Source organism: Pseudomonas cedrina subsp. cedrina, assembly GCF_001983175.1.
GTDB lineage: Bacteria > Pseudomonadota > Gammaproteobacteria > Pseudomonadales > Pseudomonadaceae > Aquipseudomonas > Aquipseudomonas cedrina.
In genome coordinates this window covers 230,807-252,942 of sequence record NZ_MNPW01000008.1, presented here as the reverse complement: position 1 = coordinate 252,942, position 22,136 = coordinate 230,807, and the positions used below count along the sequence as shown (strand labels likewise).

23 protein-coding genes are annotated in these 22,136 nt (G+C 55.1%); 11 read left to right on the top strand and 12 right to left on the bottom strand.

Annotation, left to right across the window (positions count from 1 at the left end; translation table 11 throughout):
• Nucleotides 1–152: 152 nt before the first annotated feature.
• On the top strand, nt 153–659 hold the full coding sequence (locus tag BLL36_RS18470; protein WP_076952773.1) for a hypothetical protein: 507 nt from the start codon (nt 153–155) through the stop codon (nt 657–659).
• A gap of 162 nt (nt 660–821) precedes the next feature.
• Here BLL36_RS18470 and BLL36_RS31550 read toward each other — a convergent pair whose 3' ends face one another.
• Nucleotides 822–1,124: a transcriptional regulator gene (locus BLL36_RS31550; protein ID WP_076952772.1), complete on the bottom strand. Its 303-nt coding sequence runs from the start codon at nt 1,122–1,124 to the stop codon at nt 822–824.
• Between the two features lie 86 nt (nt 1,125–1,210).
• Here BLL36_RS31550 and BLL36_RS18460 point away from each other — a divergent pair, with 86 nt between their 5' ends.
• From BLL36_RS18460 to BLL36_RS18435, 7 genes are all read left to right on the top strand, one after another.
• Nucleotides 1,211–1,960 carry an XRE family transcriptional regulator gene (locus tag BLL36_RS18460; protein WP_076952771.1) on the top strand — a complete coding sequence of 250 codons (750 nt, stop codon included), beginning with the start codon at nt 1,211–1,213 and terminating at the stop codon, nt 1,958–1,960.
• Between the two features lie 149 nt (nt 1,961–2,109).
• Nucleotides 2,110–2,487, top strand: coding sequence for a LuxR C-terminal-related transcriptional regulator (locus tag BLL36_RS18455; RefSeq protein WP_076952770.1), 378 nt, complete (start codon nt 2,110–2,112; stop codon nt 2,485–2,487).
• Nucleotides 2,488–2,551: 64 nt separating this feature from the next.
• A complete protein-coding gene (locus BLL36_RS18450; protein ID WP_076952769.1) occupies nt 2,552–3,250 on the top strand; it encodes an Arc family DNA-binding protein in 699 nt (232 codons plus the stop codon).
• Nucleotides 3,251–3,298: 48 nt separating this feature from the next.
• Nucleotides 3,299–3,724 (top strand): Arc family DNA-binding protein, encoded by a 426-nt coding sequence (locus tag BLL36_RS31475; protein ID WP_267903511.1) that lies wholly within the window; start codon nt 3,299–3,301, stop codon nt 3,722–3,724.
• Nucleotides 3,712–3,993, top strand: a complete 282-nt coding sequence (locus tag BLL36_RS18440) for a hypothetical protein (RefSeq protein WP_076952768.1) — start codon at nt 3,712–3,714, stop codon at nt 3,991–3,993. Before BLL36_RS31475 ends, BLL36_RS18440 begins: the two co-directional genes overlap by 13 nt.
• Complete coding sequence (locus BLL36_RS31055) at nt 3,990–4,157, top strand: hypothetical protein (protein WP_165448102.1); 168 nt, start codon at nt 3,990–3,992, stop codon at nt 4,155–4,157. The genes BLL36_RS18440 and BLL36_RS31055 overlap by 4 nt, the downstream gene beginning before the upstream one ends.
• Nucleotides 4,158–4,377: 220 nt before the next feature.
• Nucleotides 4,378–5,550 carry an Arm DNA-binding domain-containing protein gene (locus tag BLL36_RS18435; protein ID WP_076952767.1) on the top strand — a complete coding sequence of 391 codons (1,173 nt, stop codon included), beginning with the start codon at nt 4,378–4,380 and terminating at the stop codon, nt 5,548–5,550.
• Nucleotide 5,551: 1 nt separating this feature from the next.
• Here the strand turns inward: BLL36_RS18435 and BLL36_RS18430 are convergent, their stop codons facing one another.
• Nucleotides 5,552–6,148 carry a hypothetical protein gene (locus BLL36_RS18430; RefSeq protein ID WP_076952766.1) on the bottom strand — a complete coding sequence of 199 codons (597 nt, stop codon included), beginning with the start codon at nt 6,146–6,148 and terminating at the stop codon, nt 5,552–5,554.
• A gap of 792 nt (nt 6,149–6,940) precedes the next feature.
• On the opposite strand from BLL36_RS18430, the gene BLL36_RS18425 reads away from it, so the two are divergent.
• Complete coding sequence (locus tag BLL36_RS18425) at nt 6,941–7,828, top strand: hypothetical protein (protein WP_076952765.1); 888 nt, start codon at nt 6,941–6,943, stop codon at nt 7,826–7,828.
• Nucleotides 7,829–7,933: 105 nt separating this feature from the next.
• On the opposite strand, the gene BLL36_RS18420 is transcribed toward BLL36_RS18425, so the two are convergent.
• From BLL36_RS18420 to BLL36_RS18390, 7 genes are all read right to left on the bottom strand, one after another.
• Complete coding sequence (locus BLL36_RS18420; protein ID WP_083735300.1) at nt 7,934–8,851, bottom strand: Kiwa anti-phage protein KwaB-like domain-containing protein; 918 nt, start codon at nt 8,849–8,851, stop codon at nt 7,934–7,936.
• 1 nt (nt 8,852) lies between these two features.
• Nucleotides 8,853–9,359: a hypothetical protein gene (locus tag BLL36_RS18415; protein WP_130925957.1), complete on the bottom strand. Its 507-nt coding sequence runs from the start codon at nt 9,357–9,359 to the stop codon at nt 8,853–8,855.
• A 229-nt stretch (nt 9,360–9,588) separates the two neighbouring features.
• A complete protein-coding gene (locus BLL36_RS31710; protein ID WP_394329496.1) occupies nt 9,589–9,732 on the bottom strand; it encodes a hypothetical protein in 144 nt (47 codons plus the stop codon).
• A gap of 239 nt (nt 9,733–9,971) precedes the next feature.
• Nucleotides 9,972–10,883 carry a restriction endonuclease gene (locus BLL36_RS18405; protein ID WP_083735299.1) on the bottom strand — a complete coding sequence of 304 codons (912 nt, stop codon included), beginning with the start codon at nt 10,881–10,883 and terminating at the stop codon, nt 9,972–9,974.
• 27 nt (nt 10,884–10,910) lie between these two features.
• On the bottom strand, nt 10,911–14,111 hold the full coding sequence (locus BLL36_RS18400) for a type I restriction endonuclease subunit R (RefSeq protein WP_076952762.1): 3,201 nt from the start codon (nt 14,109–14,111) through the stop codon (nt 10,911–10,913).
• A complete protein-coding gene (locus BLL36_RS18395) occupies nt 14,111–15,460 on the bottom strand; it encodes a restriction endonuclease subunit S (protein WP_076952761.1) in 1,350 nt (449 codons plus the stop codon). The genes BLL36_RS18400 and BLL36_RS18395 overlap by 1 nt, the downstream gene beginning before the upstream one ends.
• The gene (locus tag BLL36_RS18390; RefSeq protein ID WP_076952760.1) at nt 15,457–17,436 is read right to left on the bottom strand and encodes a type I restriction-modification system subunit M; all 1,980 of its coding nucleotides are present in this window, start codon (nt 17,434–17,436) and stop codon (nt 15,457–15,459) included. Before BLL36_RS18390 ends, BLL36_RS18395 begins: the two co-directional genes overlap by 4 nt.
• A gap of 593 nt (nt 17,437–18,029) precedes the next feature.
• Here BLL36_RS18390 and BLL36_RS18385 point away from each other — a divergent pair.
• Together BLL36_RS18385 and BLL36_RS18380 are read left to right on the top strand one after the other, a co-directional pair.
• The gene (locus BLL36_RS18385; RefSeq protein ID WP_076952759.1) at nt 18,030–18,290 is read left to right on the top strand and encodes a DUF6124 family protein; all 261 of its coding nucleotides are present in this window, start codon (nt 18,030–18,032) and stop codon (nt 18,288–18,290) included.
• Nucleotides 18,291–18,834: 544 nt separating this feature from the next.
• Nucleotides 18,835–19,095 carry a DUF6124 family protein gene (locus BLL36_RS18380; protein ID WP_076952758.1) on the top strand — a complete coding sequence of 87 codons (261 nt, stop codon included), beginning with the start codon at nt 18,835–18,837 and terminating at the stop codon, nt 19,093–19,095.
• Nucleotides 19,096–19,304: 209 nt separating this feature from the next.
• Here BLL36_RS18380 and BLL36_RS18375 read toward each other — a convergent pair whose 3' ends face one another.
• From BLL36_RS18375 to BLL36_RS18365, 3 genes are read right to left on the bottom strand one after another with little or no spacing between them, the layout of a single operon-like run.
• Nucleotides 19,305–20,144, bottom strand: coding sequence for an MBL fold metallo-hydrolase (locus tag BLL36_RS18375; RefSeq protein WP_076952881.1), 840 nt, complete (start codon nt 20,142–20,144; stop codon nt 19,305–19,307).
• Nucleotides 20,145–20,152: 8 nt separating this feature from the next.
• Nucleotides 20,153–21,796, bottom strand: a complete 1,644-nt coding sequence (gene mqo / locus BLL36_RS18370) for a malate dehydrogenase (quinone) (protein ID WP_076952757.1) — start codon at nt 21,794–21,796, stop codon at nt 20,153–20,155.
• A gap of 27 nt (nt 21,797–21,823) precedes the next feature.
• On the bottom strand, nt 21,824–22,117 hold the full coding sequence (locus tag BLL36_RS18365) for a hypothetical protein (RefSeq protein ID WP_003235859.1): 294 nt from the start codon (nt 22,115–22,117) through the stop codon (nt 21,824–21,826).
• Nucleotides 22,118–22,136 lie beyond the last annotated feature (19 nt).

The window sequence follows — 22,136 nt, the reverse complement described above, 5'->3', positions numbered from 1 at the left end:
CATAGAGCCCACGCCAATGGGCTGTTTGAGAACCCGGCCGCCAAGCCGGGTTTTTTGTTGCCTGCGATTTACCCAGGCCGCAAATTGGTACCGGGCCAAGCCGTGATACTGTTTTGATCCCACTCGAAACGACGGTCACGGAGACCTGGCTTATGAAGCTTGATCGAAGCCTGCAACGTAAGATTCTCACCGGCCTTGCGGCCGTGTATCCCCGAAGCCCCTCTTACGCCGAGTACGACGAGATTGCTGAGGGTGTCGACGAAGACGTCTTTGATGCGAACCTGTACTACCTTGCGCAGCACGGTCTGGTGGCGGAATGCATGAGCTTCGCCATGAGCGGCGAGATTTTGATAAACATGGGGAAACTTGCATGCACTGCGCAGGGCATGGATTTCCTCGCCGGGGATGGCGGACTGAGCGCAATACTGGGAACAGTGACGGTCAAGCTTCATGAGGACACTCTCCGTCAGTTGATTGAAGCCAAGGTGAAGGCGTCGGATGCTCCGGAAGATCAAAAGACTGGGATACTGAAAGCACTCCGAGAAGCTCCTGGCGACGCCATAAAACACCTGACAGAGAAACTACTGGACTTGGGGCTGGAGAACGCGCCGAAAGCATTCCCGATAATTCAAACGTTGCTACAGTCCGGCCATTCCTGAATTCGTCTGCATTGTTGGCGCGGGCAAGACAAAGGTAGCCAATCAGAGCGCCTGCCCCCCACAGCTCCACAAACGCCTTCTCAGCATCCAAATCAAGCTGTAGGAATAGCTCCGTGCTGGATGTGGATTTGCGCGCGGCTAAGGCGATCAAGCAGGCAGGAATCACGGAGCCACCTCAATACTGGATGCGCATACAGAGCCATGAGGCCCAGATGCGGAGATAGGAAATTCAGAGGAATATTCACCTACCTTGTGGCGAGCTTCGACTTGAGCAATCAAGTCGCACAGCGCGGACGCTTTGATGGCGCCATGGGTGACGATCTCAGCAAGAAGCGCCTTCTCGGGGCTTACCTTTTGCAATCCGGAGAGCCAGTAAGAGACCGTCGCCTGAGAAACACCCAAGGCTTCGCCGGTCTTCGATTGGCTTCCGAAGTGATTTATTAGCGCGCTGATATTTACAGCCATGAGCAAGGCCTCTGATAAGTCTCTTTATAGACTGCACAGAAGAAAACTTATTTGCAACACCATAAGTTCATTTATAGGATGAGCGGATGAACCTATCCGAAAGAATCAAAGCAGCCAGAAAGCACGCCGGCCTTACCCAGCAACAGCTGGCACAGCTGGTTGGGGTCGCCCAAACCGCCATCAGCCAGCTTGAAAGCGGGAAGGCACAGCGAACCACGTACATTGCTGAAATCGCCTATGCGTGCGCGGTGAGCAGCAAATGGCTGGCGCTGGGTGAAGGGGAGATGCGGCCCTCGGAAGGATCGCCGGAAATTGATCTGCAAGAGACGCCGCCCACAACGCCAAACTCGGCTCTCTTGGGCTTCTTGAGCAGCTCAATGTCACCAATCGCAGTGGTAAACGACGGCAATGATAACGAAGTGGTATTAGTACCCATTATTCGGGATTATTACCCTGGATCAGGCCCTGCCCAGATAGCTCTTTCGCAAAAATCCAACATCACTTACCGCTTCAGCAAGCGAATGATCGAACAGCTCGCCACTGGCGAAGTGGTGTGCGTTTCAGTATCTGGGAGCGCCATGACTCCGGTCTTGGGTAACGGAAGCGTCGTTGCGGTCGACACGGGTAGAACAGATATTGAAGATGGCAAAATATATGTAATCAGACACAGCGGGCAGCTGCGCACGCTATTTGTGTATCGGATTCCTGGAGGGGGCATCAGGCTGCGCAGCATGAAACCCACGGAATACCCTGAAGAGTCATACACCCCACAGGAAATGGAAGAAAAATCAATCAGCATCGTAGGTAGAGTCTTTTGGGGCGCTTCATTTCTGTAAATACCCCGCCCGCCAAAGCCCGCTAAACGGGCTTTTTTTGCGCCTAAAACCCCTCGCGACCGTCTTCAGGAAAAATATAAAAAGACTTCTTGCGTAGAAATATAATTATATTTATATTTGATCCATCAGAACATTGATGGAGTGCCAAGATGAGTGCCGTGATCCGTCTGGGAAAGATTGAAGGGACTACAGGGATTCTTGCTGAGCAAGAGCTTCGCGCCGCCCTCGCCATTTGCGCAGGTATGGCGAATAAGGAAATAGCCCGTGTCGTCGGCTGCGCCCCAAGCACCGTCAAAAAATCCATTGAGCGTGTTTTCTATAAGCTTGGGGTAAGCAGCCGCTCAGCGATCCCAGCAGAGCTGTTCTGCCGAGGTATCGCGCGCCATTTCATAGTGCTCATCTGCACAATCCTGACCGGCCACGCAGCTATTACTGATGATCACATGAGCCGCATTCGCCGCCCAGGCGAGCGCCGTACCGAAACACGTGTGGCCGTCCGCCGCATTGAGGCCGCTCAAACCGTCTAATCAACCCTGATTTTTGCGAAAGCCAACAACGCGGCCGGGATTCGTTCGGCCTGGAGAAAGTGAAATGAGCTCAACACAATACGATTCCCGCACCGCCGACAAGTTTGTGGTCCGCCTGCCGGACGGCCTTCGATCTGCAATTGAAGCCGCAGCCCTGGCCGACGATCGCAGCATGAACAGCGTCTTCGTGAAGGCCACCCGTCAGTATTTGGATGGCCAGAACCGTCAGCAGATCCTGCTGGATACGCTGGCCAATACTGTTACTACGCCGATCCGTGCTGATTCAAATCCCCGTACGAGCGGTCTTGTGCCGCCAGCGATCGGCGACTACTGGGTTGGACAGGGCGGGCTCTACGGTGGCCGCCGCGAGTACCCGGAAGGCCTGTGCTACGTCATATTCGCAGTCACGGACGTGGGCCGGCACAGCTATGGCGAGCACGGCACCAACGTCGAGGCTACCAGTGGCATCGACGGGCGCGAGAACACCACAATACTCGTCAATCGCGACGGTTCTCACCCAGCCGCTGACGCGGCATCTGCCTACACCCGCGACGGGCACAACGACTTCTATCTGCCCTCCTCTGGCGAGCTGCATCACGGCTACCTGTACCTGCCTGAGGCGTTCGAGAAGGAGTGGTACATCAGCAGCACGCAGCGCTCCGCCTACTACGCCTACGGCATGTTCTTTGTAGATGGCTGGATCTACGGCAACGGCAAGGACTACGTACGGCTCGCGCGCCCTGTCCGCAGAATCCTTCAGTAATTCAATCCTTCAATTGCTTCTGCGGCTTCGGCCGCACTGGAGATCCGCATGAGCGCCACAGATTACAACTCCCGCACCGCCGACAAGTTTGTGGTGCGTCTGCCCGATGGCCTGCGCGCAGACATTGAAGCCGCAGCGAACGCCGGGGACCGCAGTATGAACAGCGTTTTCATCCAGGCCGTACGCCAGTACCTGGATGGGCAGAATCGTCAGCAGATCCTGCTCGACGCGCTGGCCAACACCGTCACTACCCCCATATCGACAGAGATCATGCATATCGACGCTCGCGTTCAGATGGTTATGAACTCTGCCCGCTATGAGTGGCTGCGCGACCGTGGGCGCGTCAGCAATATTAATTCCGACCTATGCGCAGTTAGCGACGGCACTGTCTACTTCGGGCAGGACCTTGACCAGAACGTCGACGACGCAATACGCCTGGCCCGGCTTGAGGAGTTGCACCCATGCGCCGACTGATCGCTATCGCACTCCTGATGATCGCTGTCCAGGCCTCCGCCGGCGAGCAACTAATCGACGTCCAGCACGACAGCGCCCGGGGCGTGACATGTTGGATCTTGAACAACACCGGGATCAGCTGCTTGCCGGACAGTTCGCTCCTACAGACCCCCGCCAGCACCACTAACGACAAAAGCCAGGCGGCGCGGGCCTCTCTTGCAACTTCCATAGGCCAGAGCGCGCAATTGCCTGCCGCCCCGCTCCCACAGAAAAAGGGGTTCCAGCTATGAGCCGCCGCAGCGGGACGAAGGGCCAGCGCCTGATTGAGCTGTTCAACGCCTTGCAGCGCCGGGAAACCACCTTCGGCCAGATCTACGCAATGTCGGCGTCGTGCGGGATCGACGCACGCCGGGTGCTGGCTGACCACTTCCGCGGGAGTTCGAGCGATGGGTAATGGAAATGTCGCGACACGGTTCGCGAATAACGAAAACGTGTCGCGACACGAAGAGCGGTAAAGCCATGCGCTATGTGACCGTCAGGAAATTTGCCAGCGAGTCTGGCTATACAGAAGACGCGATCCGCTCAAAGATCCGTGACGGGATCTGGCGGCTCGGTGAGATATGGATCAAGGCGCCGGATGGCCGGACGCTTCTCGATGTAGAGGGATATGAGTCATGGGTAGAGGCGGGAGGGGAGTTCGGGCAGTCTCCGATTCGAGTATCGAAATCACGTTCATGTATCGGGGCGTCAGGTGCCGCGAGCGGATCACGCTCAAGCCCACCGCCACTAACCTGAAGAAGGCCGAGCAACACAAGGCTGCGATCGAACACGCAATATCGATCGGTACATTCGAGTACTCGGTCACTTTTCCGGGCTCACCCAGGGCTGCGAAGTTCGCGCCCGAGTCGTGCCGCGAAACGGTGAATGGCTTTCTCACCAGGTGGCTTGCCGCCAAGGAAAAGCACGTTGCGAGCAGCACCTTCGACGGATACAGGAAATTGGTCACGCTTCGATTAATTCCAGCCATGGGCGACACGATGCTGGTCGATCTGAAGCGGAAGGCAGTGCGCGATTGGCTTGACACCCAGGAAGTGAGCAACAAGACGCTCAGCAATATCCAGAGCTGCCTGCGCTCCGCGCTGAACGATGCCGCCGAGGAGGAGTTGATAGAATTGAACCCGCTGGCTGGCTGGACCTACTCGCGCAAGGCGGCGCCGCCGAAAGAGGATGACGTTGACCCGTTCAGCCCCGAGGAGCAGCAGGCAGTTCTGGGCGCCCTCTCCGGCCAGGCCCGCAACATGATGCAGTTCGCCCTCTGGACCGGCCTTCGCACCAGCGAGCTCGTGGCGCTGGACTGGGGCGATATCGACTGGCTGCGCGAAGAGGTGATGGTCAGCCGCGCGATGACCCAGGCAGGCAAGGGGAAGGCGGAGACCACAAAGACCGCCGCGGGGCGTCGAAGCGTGAAGCTGCTCCGGCCTGCACTGGATGCGTTGAAAGCGCAAAAGGCACACACGTTCCTGGCGGACGGAGAAGTGTTTCAGAACCCTCGCACTTTGGAGCGCTGGGCCGGCGACGGGCCGATCCGGAAGACAATGTGGGTGCCGGCGATGAAGAAGGCTGGCGTCAGATATCGACGCCCTTATCAGACCCGGCATACCTACGCCTCGATGATGCTATCCGCCGGTGAGCATCCGATGTGGGTTGCAAAGCAGATGGGGCACACCGACTGGACCATGATTGCGAGGATTTACGGACGATGGATGCCTGCCGCAGATAGCACAGCAGGCAGTAAAGCAGAGTCGGCATTCATGACGACTGCGGATTGCTCAAAGACATTGCCCTGAGTTAATTCGTACTCGGCTTTAAAGCATCTATTTCCTTCAATGTTTTCAAAACATCTACCGTATTTTTTTGGGGGGTGCTTATTGCCTCTGTGGCCGCCTGCTTATACAGATAAGGAATCTCCTCTTTTATTATGATAGCTGCAGCGTCAAAAACCTGTTTTTGATACGCCAGAAGTTCTCGCGCTGTGATTGCCTCATTCATATACATCTGACAGACAAAATAGGAGTTGGCCAGAAACAACTGCATTCCCTGCGTACGATGATTTAGAACAGAGTTACTGCTTGAGATCGCCGCTGCCATACCTACGTTCGCTTTAACCTCAGCTGGAATGTCAGCTTCAGCAACAGCTTTGAAAGCTCTAGACAGATCGCTTCCTACTTCGGTTGGCGCCTCAGCACAGAATCTTCCACTATCAAAATTAACCAATACTACGCGGCGGTCTGGGGTAAGTGAGAGAGTGCCTACTTTGGCCTTCCATAGAAAGCTAGAGTTGAGTTTTTCCTCGATAACAGGTTGCTCTTGTGGAGGTGTAAATAGCGAGCAACCGGAGACACCTCCGATCAGCCCTACAGCCAAGACCTTAAAAATCTTAACCATGATCGCACTCCATTTGTAAGAGCATGCATAAGGGATAGCAATCCTGACGCTAGTACATAAGATCGAAATAGTTCATTTTTTATTTAACAAAAATGTAACGAATTAATTCAGGCTTCCTGCGCGGATAGGTTTCCAAGGCACGGGTAGGCCCTATCAAAAGACTAATGACAGCAAAATGGCAGCTTGAGCGCTGAAAGCCTTGCTATAGAAGGACTGGATGCGGGTTCAAATCCCCCCGGCTCCACCACTTCAACGAAAAAAGACGTCCTTGGACGTCTTTTTTTGTGTCTGGAATCTAATGGAATCAAGGCTTTCGGCGCCATCGGTTTGTGTAGGTGAATGGTCCACATTGACATTTCACTTGACAGATGATTATCTCGATGAAGATCGTGCTATTTTTGCTGCTAAGAGCCGCCCAGGTGCACAGGGCCGGTGGAGCAGGCCCTGTGCACCTAGACGACGGCAGCGTGACGATGCATTTCGTCGGTTAATCCCTTGCCATTACAATTCTTTGCCTGTAATTGCGCCGACTGAGTGTGCTAACCTCAGATCCAAGTCTATTTTCACCCTTATGGGTACTTTTGCCATGATCAGCGGCCACCAGCATTCAAAAGACCTTAGCTTTGCGGAAATGATGAGCCTTAAAAGCAGCTCACGTGACCGCCAGGTTGATGCTGTCTATGCAGCTGACCCTCAGATGCTTGAAATGGCTGCTGCCCGTGCCAAAGCCGCCCTTCGTGGTAACTCTGCTTCAATCGCTCGCCCACAACGATTCTCTGCGCTAAGCAACTGATGCCCGAAGCGGTAAGCGAAGATGCTCCGTTCACCCTGCTTGAACGTTCAGAGCTCTTCGCTTTCCTGCTCGATCTAATTCAGCGCGTCTACCGTCCCTCAATTCAATCAGCTGTCACCGATTACGGCCTTGTGATCGTCGGCGGGCAATCGCTTACGCTTTGGGCCCGGCAATACCTAATCGACGAAATGACAGGCGAGGAGGTCGGATTCGTCACTAGCGATGATTTGGACTTCATCGGTAAGCCCAACTCTATTGATTATTGCGCCCGCGTGATGGGAGTCCCTTTTCGCAAGGCGAAAATGGACGACAACACTATAAACATTGCCGCCGCGTACATTGACTGGGTTGACGGTAAAGAGGTCATCGTCGATATCCTGGAAATGGACAGCGTCGGGGGCGCGCCCAAAAAAGAGATTTTCAAGTATTTATCCGTCCTGGATATCGAAGGTGTGCAGGTCGCCGTCATCGACCCGATCACATGTCTGAAGTCTCGTTTATTCAATTTATTCGCTTACTGGCAGGATCGGCCACATCGGGAATCCGTGCGGGTGAAAATTGCACTTCGCGCGTCGAACCATTATCTGCGCGATCTGCTGGTAAATGATGGGTACCGAGTCATATCAGAGCATATCCGCCGGATCAAGGCCTTAGCCCTGACACCGCTCGGCAAGCGTGTTTATGTCGAATATGGAATCGACGTGCTGGATGCCATCCCCTACGATCCGGCGCTATTCCCAACCGCCTACATGGATCGGGAACGACCGAACATGCTTCGCCAAATAGATGATGCACGCCGACGGAAGTTAATTCAGTACCAACGATTCGCTTGTGGTCCTATTCACCTAAGCCATCTTCATCCCGCGGTAGAGAACGATCCAAGATAAGAGAATCTGGATAACGCAAAACACTCACGCGGTCATCTCAGCGACTCTGCAACCAAGGATGGTGACGGAGACAAGGCCACAGCTCTAATAGCTACCGATAGAGTATTAAATATTTTCAATATTTTGTACGTCGTAATACTCTCCAGAGAAACGGGAAAACAACCGATGATTGAGAAGAGCCAAAAAAATATACTTACAACTTTCGGCGCTTGGCACTATCTTCCCATTCAAATCAAAATCAATTAGCAGCTGCATTTCCACAGCATTATTACGAATATTTTGTATATAAACGTCATTATTGTAGTGGGCCTTTTGCTTAATTGCGGAGGCTCTTCTTAACTGAATCTTATTGTTTCCCACATAGGCATCAATCTCATCCATACTGGAAAATAATGATGAAAATTTCGGTTCCAGCTTTAACAACCCAAAATCTTCTTTATGAGCCTCTTTATAGCTTAATATTGACTCCGTCTTATTTTTTTGCTTAGCAATTACATCGCCATCAAAAATGAAAAAATCTATACTCTTAGAAATATTAAAAGTTGGCGTATCATCGATGTCCAGAGCATTGTCTTTGAATACCGCCCGATATGCGCCAGCCAGCTTCTTTAACTTCCAAGAGTCATCGGTCGACTTTACTGCATAGAGAGAATTTTGATCATCAAGAGTAAGCCTTACTGCATAAAAATGGGCATTCTGTATATCTTTAAGTTTTTTCACCTTCTTTTCATCGCGAGCCACGCACTCTTGTATCAATTGTCCTGCATGTGTTTCATCTGCTGGAATCGACAAGACACTAGTTTCGTTATTTTCGGCGAGCAGCGAGTATTCTCGAATTTCTTCGACACTTTGGATTGCAGCATTGACATTTTCTTTTATTTTAGCGTCCAAAAGTTCAGAAGTCTCAACCCAGCGCCCTGTATAAACTATTTTACCCGCGCGAGTAGATCTCTTGAAAACCCACAGAGTAACAGTTGAATTGAGGACATCAAACGCTTTCAATGCTAAAAGATCGGCCATCATGTTAGTCTCGTTGTTTTAGAATTTTGACTTTATCAATACTACTATAACGAAGAGCATCACCAGTTAACGGTTGAAACTTAGCCAAACAACCTTCTGTATTGGATATAGAATCGCCTTCATATCGATACTTTATTTCGTAATGCCCCCAACCAAACGCAACCAGCGCAGGATTTAAAATCACCTGCCCCGACTTGTAAGTCAGCCAAAATATCCAAGCCAGAAATATAAAAAACCCCAGAAATTTACCCGTCTCTTGATAATCCAAACTCATAAATGAAACCACATAAGGCAAAACGTAGTTCATTAGATCTGCTGGAACATGCTTGCACTCCTCCACAATGATTTTTCGCTTTGGTGTGGCGAGCCAAATTGTTCCTAATGATATTGAGAGCGAAATGAGACAGAGGGTAAAAAAGCCAAGTGCTAATAAGGGATGTTTTAACGGCAGCTCACATTGACTGGCGAAATTTTTCCAGTCTGAGCACAGACTTTGAGCAGTAGAACCCATTGTAAAATCTTGGACGAGTAAGATCATGCTCAGGGGAAGGTAAGATCCTAAGTAGATCAATAATGCGACTAAAATCCTTGTCTGCATTTTGTAATAGTCCTGAATCTGGTGATCTTTATTTAAAGGATTCTGGTGGTGGTCAGCCCCACAAAAACGCCACACAGCTCACTAAACTAGACAGAGCCAAGCTATCATATTGCCATCTACAGGTCTAACTCTCCTGCGTTCTTTATCGGTTGGCGTTCAGGTTGCTGGCGGCTTCCTGTCCGACAGCGGCTCGATCCTGGGTCACCAACAGACGCTCGTAGTAGAGCATGCCGATCTGTCGATCCAGCAAACGAGTACTCCAGTTTTGCGTGGCGGCCTCAGTCATATACCACCGGCGGCGCTGCCAACCTTGAGCAAGGTGCGGTAATAGGTCTAGCTCAATTCGGTACGCAATCCGTTCCAAATTGGTAAGGCCGGGTAGAAAGCCCGCGGGTGCCGCAAATTACCCTCATTTACCAAACTCGGCTCGGAGTCTTTCAGACTAAGTCGACGACAATTTTTTGCCATAGACCGCCCGTGCTTCACCGACCTGAACTTGACTAGTCCTGCTAGCCACGTTGCAAGTCACTCGCCTGCGAAGTAATCACTGTCGACTTGCTTCACCTCGTACACCTGCTTAACGCTCACACCCAGGTTGTTCTCTACCATCAGTCGCGCCAGCTCAACACCGTCGATCAATACCACTTTGATATCCAACCCAAGCGCAGCAGTGCGGGCACCCTCGGAGAACTCTGACGTGGTGATGAACACGCCCTTACGCGCACGTTGGCGAGTCAGTGCGCCGATAAACTTGTCGATCTCCGGACGATGCACTGTGTTGGTCCAACGCTTGGCCTGCAGATAGATGACGTCGAGGCCGAGCTTGTCTTCTTTGATGATGCCGTCGATACCGTCATCATTGGTCGCTTGGGTCGCCTTACCAGCCTCTTTACGCGAGCCGCCGTAACCCATGGCGATCATGAGATCGACTACCAACTGTTCAAAGAAGCTGGGGGTGGCTATCCGGACTTGCGTCAGCAGCTCATCCGCCAGGGACTGCATCAGAGCTTGATGCGCCTCGGCTAACTGTTCGTCTGGCGTGGTTTCGGAAATACCCACGTTTAGTAGGGAGGGAGCGTCAACTGATTGCGGTTTGGTCGTATGGAAGTCCGCAAACTCGGGAAACTGCTTCAACCAGCTCACAGTGATGCGCTGTGGACCATTGGTCAAAGCATCAAGGCCACGCGGAGTAATTTGCACCATGCCCTTGGCCGGAATACACAGCAACCCAGCCTTATTCAAATAGGTGCGAGCCCAACCTACTCGGTTGTTGATCACCGTCTGCTGGCCTGAGGGTAGGCGCTCCTTGCGTTCGTTCTCGGTCAATTGAAACTGATCGGCCACCCGCTCGCGCAATTCACTCAGCGGCAGCGGCGCACCGTTCTGCACGGTGCTCAGCACTGGGCGCATCACACTTTGAAAGTCCGGAATTGCCACTATTACTCCTCAATCTTACCGCCTGTTTTAAGCGCCGCTGACGCGGGGGTCATCGAAGGCAGCCGCAGTCTTGAGCATCTTCAAAATCACCAGCGCAAACGCACGGCTCTTCGTTTCGTTATCCAATACTTCCAGTGACAGCTTCTCGTGGTCGGTCATGGCGTCCAGCACGGTGTCGAGGACGCGCTTGGGAAACAGGCCGTGCATCACTTGATCAACCGAATGGTTGTTCACCTGGGCCATCACATCCTCCTGACGGCTGATGCGCTGGGCGATGCCGGTAAGGAACTGCAGTTGGTCGTCGTCGCTTACCTCGGCACCAAAGATATCGTTCAGCGCCTCAATGATTTCGGATAAGCGCTTCTTCTCCGGATCATGCGGCTTACCGCTGCCCACGTCACTGCCGGGTTTGACGGTGTATTTGCCCGTTTCCTCGTTCAGACGCAGCACGTGTTCAGCTCGCTTGCTCAGGCGGTAGTGGCTCAGTTGAAGCTCACCCACATCCACGTCGTCTTCTAGCAGGCGATCTACGCGCAGCAGCGGGTGCAGATGCTTGGCGTACACGCACAACTGCTCTAGTTCACGATCCTCGTAAGGCACAATCTGCGACAAAAACTCGTACAAGCGCACAAAGCTCTGCAGGTTCTTGCGGAACAGGTCGAGCTGATCTACCTGCTCGCCAGCTTCTTTCAATGCGTGCTCGGCTTTTTTCAAGCCGGCGCTATCCCCATTGGCTTCGGCGTTTCGTTTGTGATCAAGCGCCTGCTGACGAGACTCCAGCGAGAAGGCATAGCGCTTGGCAAAACGCTCTTTGGCCGGCGCGCAGTAATAACTAAGTTTGCTGGCTTGCGCCTTGGGGTCAAAGAAGGCCAAGGCAAACGCTTCGACCTCTTGCCAGTGATAAATACCCTCGGCATCAAGCTTCTTCTGCAGGTCATAGATGATCTGCGGGTCTGTCACGTCGGTCAGCTCGGCCTTGGTGTAGTACGGTAAGAAGGCGTCGAGAATATCCTGCGGCTCGTTAAAGAAGTCGAGGATAAAGGTTTGCTTGTTGTCACCAAAGGTGCGGTTCAACCGCGACAAGGTCTGCACGCAGTCCACACCTTGCAGTTTCTTGTCCACGTACATGGCGCAAAGCTTGGGCTGATCAAAACCGGTTTGATACTTGTTGGCCGCGATCATCACGTTGAAGTCTTGGGTGTCGAAAGCGTCCGCTAGATCGCGGCCATTCAGGCCCGCGTTGAGCAGGCTGCTATTTTCCGTCACCTCTTCGGGGATTTCCTCGTCCGGTAATACGCTGCCGGAAAACGCCACCAGAGGATGCACATCGCTGTAACCCATCTGCTGCACATAAGCTTTTAATGCCAACTGATAACGAACAGCTTCTTGACGACTGCTGGTCACTACCATGGCCTTGGCCTGACCATTGAGCAGACCACGAATATTGGCGCGGAAATGCTCGACGATTACCTCAACCTTCTGGCTGATGTTGTACGGGTGCAGCCGCACCCAGCGTGCCAGCTTGATGCGTGCTTTTTTACTGTCCACCTCATCGTCTTCGCCATCCGGGTGGGCGATCTTCCATGCGGTGCTGTAGGTGGTGTAGTTGCGTAGCACGTCGAGGATAAAACCCTCCTCGATGGCCTGACGCATGGAATACAGGTGAAACGCCTCAGGCTTATTGCTGGTGCTCGCTGGCAGCGTGGAGTCGGCCGGACGACCGAACAGCTCCAGGGTTTTAGCTTTTGGGGTGGCGGTAAAGGCGTAGTAGCTGATGCGCTCATTGGGTTGGCGCGCCTGTACGGCAGCATCCAGTAGCTCTTCGGCGCTGACTTCTTCCGCCTCCAGAGCATCGCTGCCGAGAATCTGTTTCAACTTGCTGGCCGATGAGCCAGTTTGCGAGGAGTGTGCCTCGTCGGCGATCACGGCATAGCGCCCGCTGGCAAGCTTGGGGTACTTGTCCAGCGCATCGAACAGCGCCGGGAAGGTCTGGATGGTGACGATGATGATGCGCGTCTGTTCAGCCAGCGCCTCAGCCAGTTGCTCGGACTTGCTTTGGTTGCCGACATCCCGGCTGATCGGTTTGACCACGCCCTGAGCGTGTTCGAACTGGTAGATGGTGTTTTGCAGTTGGCTGTCCAGCACCGTGCGGTCGGTGACCACGATCACCGAATTGAACAGGCGCTGACCGGCATCGTCGTACAGCGAGGCCAGTTGATGCGCGGTCCAGGCGATGGAGTTGGACTTGCCCGAGCCAGCGCTGTGCTGGACTAAATAACGTTTGCCCGGCCCTTCGGTGCGGGTGGTATCGATCAGCTTATTGACCACTTCCCATTGGTGGTAACGCGGGAAGATCATCGTCTCCTTGGTCACCAGCGTGCCGTCGAAGCCTTCACTGGTTTTCTTGTCCAAATGCAGAAAGCGCCCCAGCACTTTGAGCCACGCATCGGGCTGCAACAGGCGTTGCCACAGGTAGTTGGTGGCGTATTTGCTGTCGTCCTCAGGCATCGGGTTGCCCGCGCCGCCTTCCGCGCTGCCAAGGTTAAACGGCAGGAAGAAGGTGTCTTTACCCGCCAGCTTGGTTGTCATCGCCACCTCGTTCTGGCCGACGGCAAAGTGCACTAGCGCGCCGCGCTTGAAGGTCAGCAGTGGCTCGGGTTTACGCGTTAGCGGGTCTTTTACCGGGCGGTCATTGCGGTACTGGCGCTTGGCGTTTTCCACCGACTGTTTGAACTCGCTTTTCAGCTCAAGCGTGGCGGTGGGGATACCGTTGACGAACAGCACCAGATCCAGACGCGGGTCGTAGCTTTGCCCGTCCTTGCCAGAATCACGCGCATGCGGTGAATAAGACACCTCCGGCACCACGCGCAAACGGTTGCATTGGTAGCGCTTGAGGGTATCCGGGTTCATGCCGTGATCGGGCTGGAAGCTGCACAGCTCCACCTTTACCGCCGGCAGTTTGAAGCCATGGCGCAGCACATCGAGGGTACCGCTCTGCTCTAGCTCGCGCACCAGCTTTTGCACCAGCACATCATCCGGGTTGTTCGGGTTGGCCTTGGCGAACCTTTCCCAACGCTCCGGCCATGCGTCTTTGAAGTACCCCAGCACATCTTCGGTATACAACGCCGTGCGCCGGTCGTAGCCGCTGGCGGTGCCGACCAACCAGCCTTGGGCGGCCAGGGCGTCGATGATGTCTTGTTGAAACTGAGCTTCCTTGCTGTCCGCCATTACACGGCCTCTTCTACTAATTCGGGGGATGGCACGCTGGCCGGTGGCTGCCAGCCTCGTACGTCAATTTTGCCGGTGACGGCGGCGGAGATTAGGGCGGAGCGGCGCTCTTGGAGAAGTTGTGCAAGCTTCATAGCATTGTCGATTAGCTCGTCAAATCCATCGACATTTCTATTCAAGAATTCGATTATTGAATTTTGTTCATCTATAGACGGTAAAGGCGTTGGAACTTCCGCAATTGTTCGCAGCGAAAGATTATAAATAGTCGTCCCGGTAAGCTGGCTTTCAAAGAAGCGCTTAATCTGCTCCGAGGAAAAAAGATATAGACAAAATCTTGGTGAAAGTGACTCAGTACAATTTATATAGGCTGCACTTTTTCCTAAGATCACCGGCTCGCCACTGTAGAGCGCAAGGTTTCCTATGGTGCCGTTAATAGAGATAAGGATTGTGCTCGAATCAAGCAAAACTCGATGTTTTAAAAACTCTTGGCGATTAACTTTCCGAGTGGTTGGGGAGATGGTAATTGCCCCTCCCACAAGATTATTCCCATTGATAAAAAAATAATCACCCGCATCATCATACTCTGGGGTGGAGTGCAAACCATCACCGATCCTAGTGCTGTGGTATTTGAGGCGAGAAACATCCCAATGTGCCGGCACCTCACCCAGCCACTCCACGCCGGAGTCTTTCATCGGCGCGGTGGGGTCGAGGCCTTTGGTGAGGGTGTGGGAGATCACGGCCTGCCGTTTTTCCTTGAGCAGTTCGATCAGACGCTGCTGCTCTTCGATCAGCGCGTCGATACGCGCGGTTTCGTGGTCGAGGAAACGAGCGATTTGGGTTTGTTCGCAGGTAGGTGGAATTGCAGTGAAGAGGCGGCCAAAAGACTCAGGGTAAAGCCTTAAACGAGAGTCCATAATGCCGGCGGAGTGAGTTTTGAAATACCTGATGCACTCATCTGAGCGAACCAAGTAATCAAGAAACTTAGGGGAAGACCCGTCTGTGACATGGAAAACACAGTACGCAGGGCTAACGATTCCGCTCTGCCAAGAAAAGCCAAGCCCTCGATTCCACGCAAGCATGATGTTAATAACGAGATCACCGGGATGACACACTTTGTACCCCTCAAGAGACTCCGCGCGGGATAGATGATCACCTTCATCGCGCGATTCAGATCTTGGTTTTATCCCGAAATATGCGGAAACCGACAAAAGCTCTTCTAATCCATCTGCGCTTCGCTCAGCTCTTTCCTCAAAAACATTCTTGAACCGCTTTAACGTCCAGTGTTCAGGAAGCTCACCAAGCAGTTCAACGCCGGAGTGCTTGTACCCCGGATAGGCAGGGAAGCTCATGCCGACAGCCCCTCAATCATCTGCTTGATGCGATCGGTGCAGGCTTTTAGATCGCGGTCGATCTCGGCCAGCGGGCGCGGTGGCTGGAATACATAAAAGTGGCGGTTAAACGGAATCTCGAAACCAACAATGCCGACCTCGCCGTCCAGCGCATCGGTTTTGCTCTCGTCGATCCAGGCATCCGGCACATGGGGGATGACGTCGCGCTGAAAGTAGTCGTACACCGACTCGCCCAGCGGCACGTTCTCGTTATCGCGCAGGCCGGCGTCCGCTTCCGGTTGGCCCTTGGTCATGCAGATGTCCGCCTCGGGGTCGCGCTCGCTCAGGGCGCTCATCAGGGCTTTGAGTTCCGGCGTGCTTAGGCTGACGCTGTGCGCAGTGAGGGCCTTTTTCAGCAGCTTGCTGAACTGCTCGCGGTTGCGGTGCAACTGGCTTGCGTCCATCGCTTGCAGGGCAGCCATGAGTTGCTGCTGAGCGGCGCCGTCAAGCTTCTGCAGGGCTTTTTCTTCCAGCACTTTAGCGATGCGTTCGGCGCTGGCTTGGAAGTTCAGGCGCAGCGGGCGTTCGACGGTGATACGGCGGTAGCCGAAAGCGTCGATGGGGAAGATTTTGCTCTGCGCGGTTTGCTCGTAGCTGCCATACAGGCGTACCAGCTCGCTGATTTGATCTTCGGTGATGTACAGGCGCTTGCTGCCCAGCGATTTGCGCATTTTGGCGTAGTGCTGGCTGCCGTCGATCAACTGCACCTTGCCCTGGCGCGCAGCAGCCTTGTGGTTGCTGAGTATCCACACATAGGTGGCGATGCCGGTGTTGTAGAACATGTCCGTCGGCAGCGCGACGATGGCTTCGACCAGGTCGTTCTGCAGGAGGTAGCGGCGAATCTCCGACTCACCCGAACCCGCGCCACCAGTGAACAGCGGCGAGCCGTTGAGAATAATGCCGATGCGCGAGCCACCGTCACGTGGGTCACGCATCTTGCTGACCAAATGCAGGAGGAACAGCAGCGAACCATCCGACACACGCGGCAGACCCGGGCCGAAGCGGCCGTCGAAGCCCTTGTGGCTGTGCTCGTCGGTGATCTGTTTTTGTACCTTCTTCCACTCCACGCCGAACGGCGGGTTGCTGAGCATGAAGTCGAAATGTTTGCCGGCGAGTTGGTCGTTTGACAGGGTATTGCCAAGCTTGATGCTGGCTACGTCCTGGCCCTTGATCAGCATGTCCGCCTTGCAGATGGCGTAGGACTCGGGGTTGAGCTCCTGGCCGTGCAGCGACACGCTCACCTTTTCACTGATGGACTGAATGTACTCATCACCCTCGGACAGAAAGCCACCGGTGCCCGCGGTCGGGTCATAAATGGTGACGATGCTGTTGGGCGCGAGTTTGTGGTCCTGATCGGTGATCACCAGCGAGGTGGTGAGGTGCACGATGTCGCGCGGGGTGAAGTGCTCCCCGGCGGTTTCGTTGGAGCTTTCCGCAAACTTGCGGATCAGCTCTTCGAAGATAATGCCCATGCCGAAGTTGCTGATGAACTCAGGGCTCAGATCCGTGGCGGCGAAGCGCTGCACCACCTGATACAGCAGGTTGGCGGTTTCCAACTGCTGTACGAAATCTTCGAAATGGAAGTGCTCGAAGATCTCGCGAGCGTCCTTGCTGAACGCTTGTACGTAGCGCATCAGGTCATCGGCTGTCTGTGTGGCGGACAGCGTGGCGAGGGTCAGTGGAGATGCGTTGAAGAACTGCTGGCCACCTGCTGCCCGCAGCATATACATATCCCGTACGGTTTCCGGGCGGCCCTCTTGAGCATAGAACTCGCGAACCACAGCATCCTTGGTTGGCGCCAGAACACACTCCATGCGCCGTAACAGAGTGAACGGCAGAATGATGCGGCCATATTGCGATTGCTTGAAATCACCGCGCAGCAGATCGGCAATGGACCAAAGAAACGCGGCCGTCTGGGAATGATTTTCCGTGTTCACGCAATAACTCCTTGGAGTACAGGCAAAAAACGCAAGTCTAACACCTGAGTACACCCATCCGGAGCGTGCGGGTTAGGTTGTGGCTGTCGCCGCCCCATGGCCCACTTTTGAGCGGCTTTGCCAGTGCTGAAAGCTAGCCATAGGCGACTTCACTGCCAACAATGATTACAAAGCGCGTTGTTCAGATTGAATGCAAACACATGATCAGTTGGATCACGGAGTCCGCAAACGGAGGTTTGGATCCGAATTTAACGCGAAACCAGAATCGTCACAGCATGGAGCCTCAGAATTTTCCTGCAAGGTGTAGCGCTGTTGATGAACTGGCACGCTTCCACCTATGCGCATAACCTTCCTCCGTCGCTGCAAAATCAGCGACCGGGTTTAGCAGCTCGGTTAATATCAAGGCCTGCAAAGCCACCCTTCGTACAAGCGATGCTTTCAGCATTCGCTGGTTCGCATTATGGCGGCTGTGCGTGGGGCACTTTCGGGTGCGCTGGGTTCCTTGATTCCTGGTCTGCTAACCCGCGTACGGTCGCCACCCTTTTCGTTTAGCAGCGATGTCTGGCGACTCCACCAATCAAGGAGTTTCAGCCATGAAAAAAATCACGCCCAATCCTCCAACGTCTCTCTTCACCGTCAATGAAAACCTCGATCCCGAAACCCTGCTGATCCAGGCCAGCGAAACCCTTGCCTCCCTGGACGCAATCATCACCGACCTGGCCTTTGAACTTGACGGCTTAAACCGCCAAAAACTCTTGGGTAGCCAGCAACTCGTCGTGCTGGGCGGATTACTCGTCGAGCGTGTGCTGGCCACGTTGGTACCCACCACCGATGCGCAACCGTTCCCGACGTAATCTCAGTAGCAAGCGAGCCGCGCACAGGCCACCGCCGCGGATGACCGACCTTGAACTCGCCCAAGCAATCGCGACGTCATACTGCGTAGAAGGGACAGACTTATTTCAGAAAAATAAATCTGTCCCTTTTTTTGTCCCTTTTTTTAACGGCATATTTTCAGCGCCTCCCGGCACGCATCGTCCCCCATCTGTCGCAGCTTCCGCCCCCCCACCGCTTAAAAAGCCCGCCCGACGGGCCCTCGGAGTTTTCCTTCAACCTATCGCGCCTTCCATGAACTAGCGCCCCCACCTTCACAACGCTACCTTTCCCCAGTCGCTGCTCATCAGCGACCGGCTTTGACAGGCCGAAAAGTGTAACCTTTCACACCCCCTGATTTAGCGGCATGCTTTGCGTGTTCCGCCTCGTTCATGGCGGCTGTGCGTGGGGCATCTTCGGGTGCGCCGGGTTCCTACACTTCCGGTCTGTCAACCCGCGTACAGCTGCCACCCAATCCTGTTTGACAGCAGGGGGCGGCCGCTCCTTTAACAGTGTAGGAGCTTCATCATGAAAAAAATCACGCCCAATCCTCCCGCAACCCTCTTCACGGTCAATGACAACGTCGACTCTGAAACCCTGCTGATCCAGGCCAGCGAAACCCTTTCCTCGCTGGACGCAATCATCACCGACCTGGCCTTCGAACTCGACGGCGTAAACCGTCAAAAACTCTTGGGTAGCCAGCAACTAGCCGTGCTGGGCGGATTACTCATCGAGCGTGTGCTGGTCACGCTGGCACCCACCGCCGACGCGCAACCGCTCCCGACGTAATCTCAGCAGCAAGCGAACCGCGCACAGGCCGGCGCCACTGACGACTGGCCAGCAACTCGCCCTGGCAATCGCAACTTCATACTGAACTCACGCTTTCACATCCCTTTCACACTCGAGCATCTATGTTTACCCCAGCTCCTTGTGAACATCCCTTTCAAGCCCGCTTTTCCCCATCGCGGGCTTTTCTTTGCCTGGAATTTGCCCTCACCTCATTTCCCACCGCCAGCAACCCGCGCTCGTTCCAGCTCACGCGCATCATGGCTACAAAATATATCCACCGCCGCGCCACCATCAGCCGCCAATTGGCGCAACCTCTGCTGGTTATGCAGCCGTGCCTGGCGATCCGTGTCCATCATGGTCTGGTAGAAGCGCATCCCAGGTGGGCAGCGGCGTTTGGGTAGATGCACCTCGTCATGATGAAAGTAGGCATCGCCGGCATGCAGTTTCCAGCCCTCGGCGGTGCGGATGGCGATGCCTGCGTGGCCGGCGGTGTGGCCGCGCAGGGGCACCAGCAGGATGTCTTCTTCCTGGGCGCCGACCAAGGCGCGCACCGAGTCGAAGCCGAACCAGGTGTCGCCGTGCGGGGCGTACAGTTGCCAGCCCGCGACGTCGCGCCATTGCGCGGGCAGGAAGCGGCGCCGTTCGATCCAGCCGTGCGCCAGGGTGGCGTGGTTGAGTTCCTGGTGCATCACGTGGACACGGGCATTCGGGAAGTCTTGCAGGCCACCGGCGTGGTCGAAATCCAGGTGCGTGAGCAGGATGTGGCGGACGTCATTGGGGTGGAAGCCCATCAGGCGCAGTTGTTCGAGGGCGGTGAAACGGTGCTCGAGCTGGATGTTATTGAATGTCCGGAAAAACCGGCTGAGGCGTTCGGGATGGTCGACGTCCTGCTGGCCGAAACCGGTGTCTACCAGGATCAGGCCATTGGTGGCGGTCTCGATCAGCAGGCAATGACACACCACCGAGGCGGTGAGGCCGCGGCTGTAGCCATCGAACAGGGCGCCGCCCAACGGGCACATGCAGCCACAATTGAGATGATGCACGCGCAGGCCTTGGGTCATGGTTTCAGATCCGGGTCGGTGTCCACGTGTGGCTGCTTGATCGGGTCGATGGGGGGTTTGGCGCCGGGTTGGCGGTCGATCTCCGGCGGTGGCGTCAGTTGCAGCAACTCGCTGGTGTAGCGCCATTCTTCCATGACTTTGTCGGGATTATCATTCAAGTGCGTGCCGTAGCTGGGTACGATTTGGCGCAGCTTGTCCTGCCAGGGCGCGCTCGCCAGTTTGTCCTTGAACACCCTCTGCATCAGGTCGAGCATGATGGGCGCTGCGGTCGACGCTCCTGGGGAAGCCCCCAGCAAGCCGGCGATGCTGCCGTCCTTGGACGCCACCACTTCGGTACCCAGCTTGAGCACGCCGCCCTGGTCTTCATCCTTCTTGATGATCTGCACGCGCTGCCCGGCTTGCCACAAACGCCAGTCTTCCTTTTTGGCGTTGGGGAAATACGCTTTCAGCGCATCGAAACGATCGTCGTCCGATTGCATCAATTGGCCGGCCAGGTACTGCACCAGATCGAACTCGCGCACGCCGACGCGCATCATCGGCCAGACGTTGTGCAAGGTCATGCTGGCGGCCAGATCGAAGTACGAGCCCTCCTTGAGGAACTTGGTGGAAAACGTCGCAAACGGGCCAAACAGAATCATGCGTTTGCCATCGAGTACACGGGTGTCCAGGTGCGGCACCGACATCGGCGGCGCGCCCGTGGAGGCAATGCCGTAGGCCTTGGCCATGTGCTGCTCGGCCACTGCGGCGTTGTCGGTCACCAGGAAAGAACCGCCCACCGGGAAGCCGGCGTAGTCCTTGGCTTCCTCGATGCCGGATTTCTGCAGCAACGGCAACGCCGCGCCGCCCGCCCCGATGAACAGGAATTTCGCATCGGTGGCGCCGGTGGTGCCGTCCTTGAGGTTTTTGTATTCGACGTGCCAGGAGCCATCGTCGTTGCGCGTAATGTCGCGCACTTCCGTCGACAGCCTGAGGGCGAAGTTCTGGCGGGTTTGCAGGTGGCTGACGAACTGCCGGGTGATCTCGCCGAAGTTGACGTCAGTGCCGATGGGCGTCCAGGTCGCGGCGATTTTTTGCGCGGGATCGCGGCCCTCCATCATCAGCGGCACCCATTGCTTGATCTGCGCCGGGTCTTCGGAATATTGCATCGGCCGGAACAGCGGGCTGGCCTGCAACGCCTCGTAGCGTTTTTTCAGGAAGCGAATGTTGTCGTCGCCCCACACGAAACTCATGTGCGGCGTGGAGTTGATGAACGAGCGCGGGTTGTGCAGCACGCCGGTTTTCACTTGCCAGGCCAGGAACTGCCGGGTGATCTGGAACGCTTCGTTGATTTCGACGGCCTTGGTGATATCGATCTTGCCGTCTTTTTCCGGGGTGTAGTTCAGCTCGGCGAGCGCCGAGTGGCCGGTGCCGGCATTGTTCCAGCCGTTGGAGCTTTCCTCGGCGACCTTGTCCAGGCGCTCGACCATCTCCATCGACCAACCCGGCTCCAATTCACTGAGCCACACCGCCAGGGTCGAACTCATGATCCCGCCCCCCACCAGCATCACATCGACGCGCTTGGTTTCGGCGGCGTACGCGTGCGAGATGCCCAGCGACAGGGCCAGGGCAGTCAGTGCCCCTTTGAGTGTCGGGTTGTTCATGGTTGCCTCCAAGACACGACGGTCGGTTTATTTCGGGGGGGACGTCGACTGCGCCGCATCGATGCACAGGTCGATGGCCACGGTGTCGAGTCGATCGCGTTGCTGGGCTGCAAGGCTTTGCAGCGTTTTTGCGTAGACCGCGTCTGCGGCGTCCTTGAGCCGCTGCCACTCCTCCAGGCTGATGATCTCGCGCAGCACCAGCTCGTCGGCGCGGTTGATGAGGGTCCGATAAAAGTCGTCAGGCTGATCCAGGCGGTAGCTGTCGTCCTCGAGCAATAGGTGCCAGGCCCGAATCTCCATCGCTTTTTCGCTTTTTTCCATGCTCGCGCTCCTGCTGAGT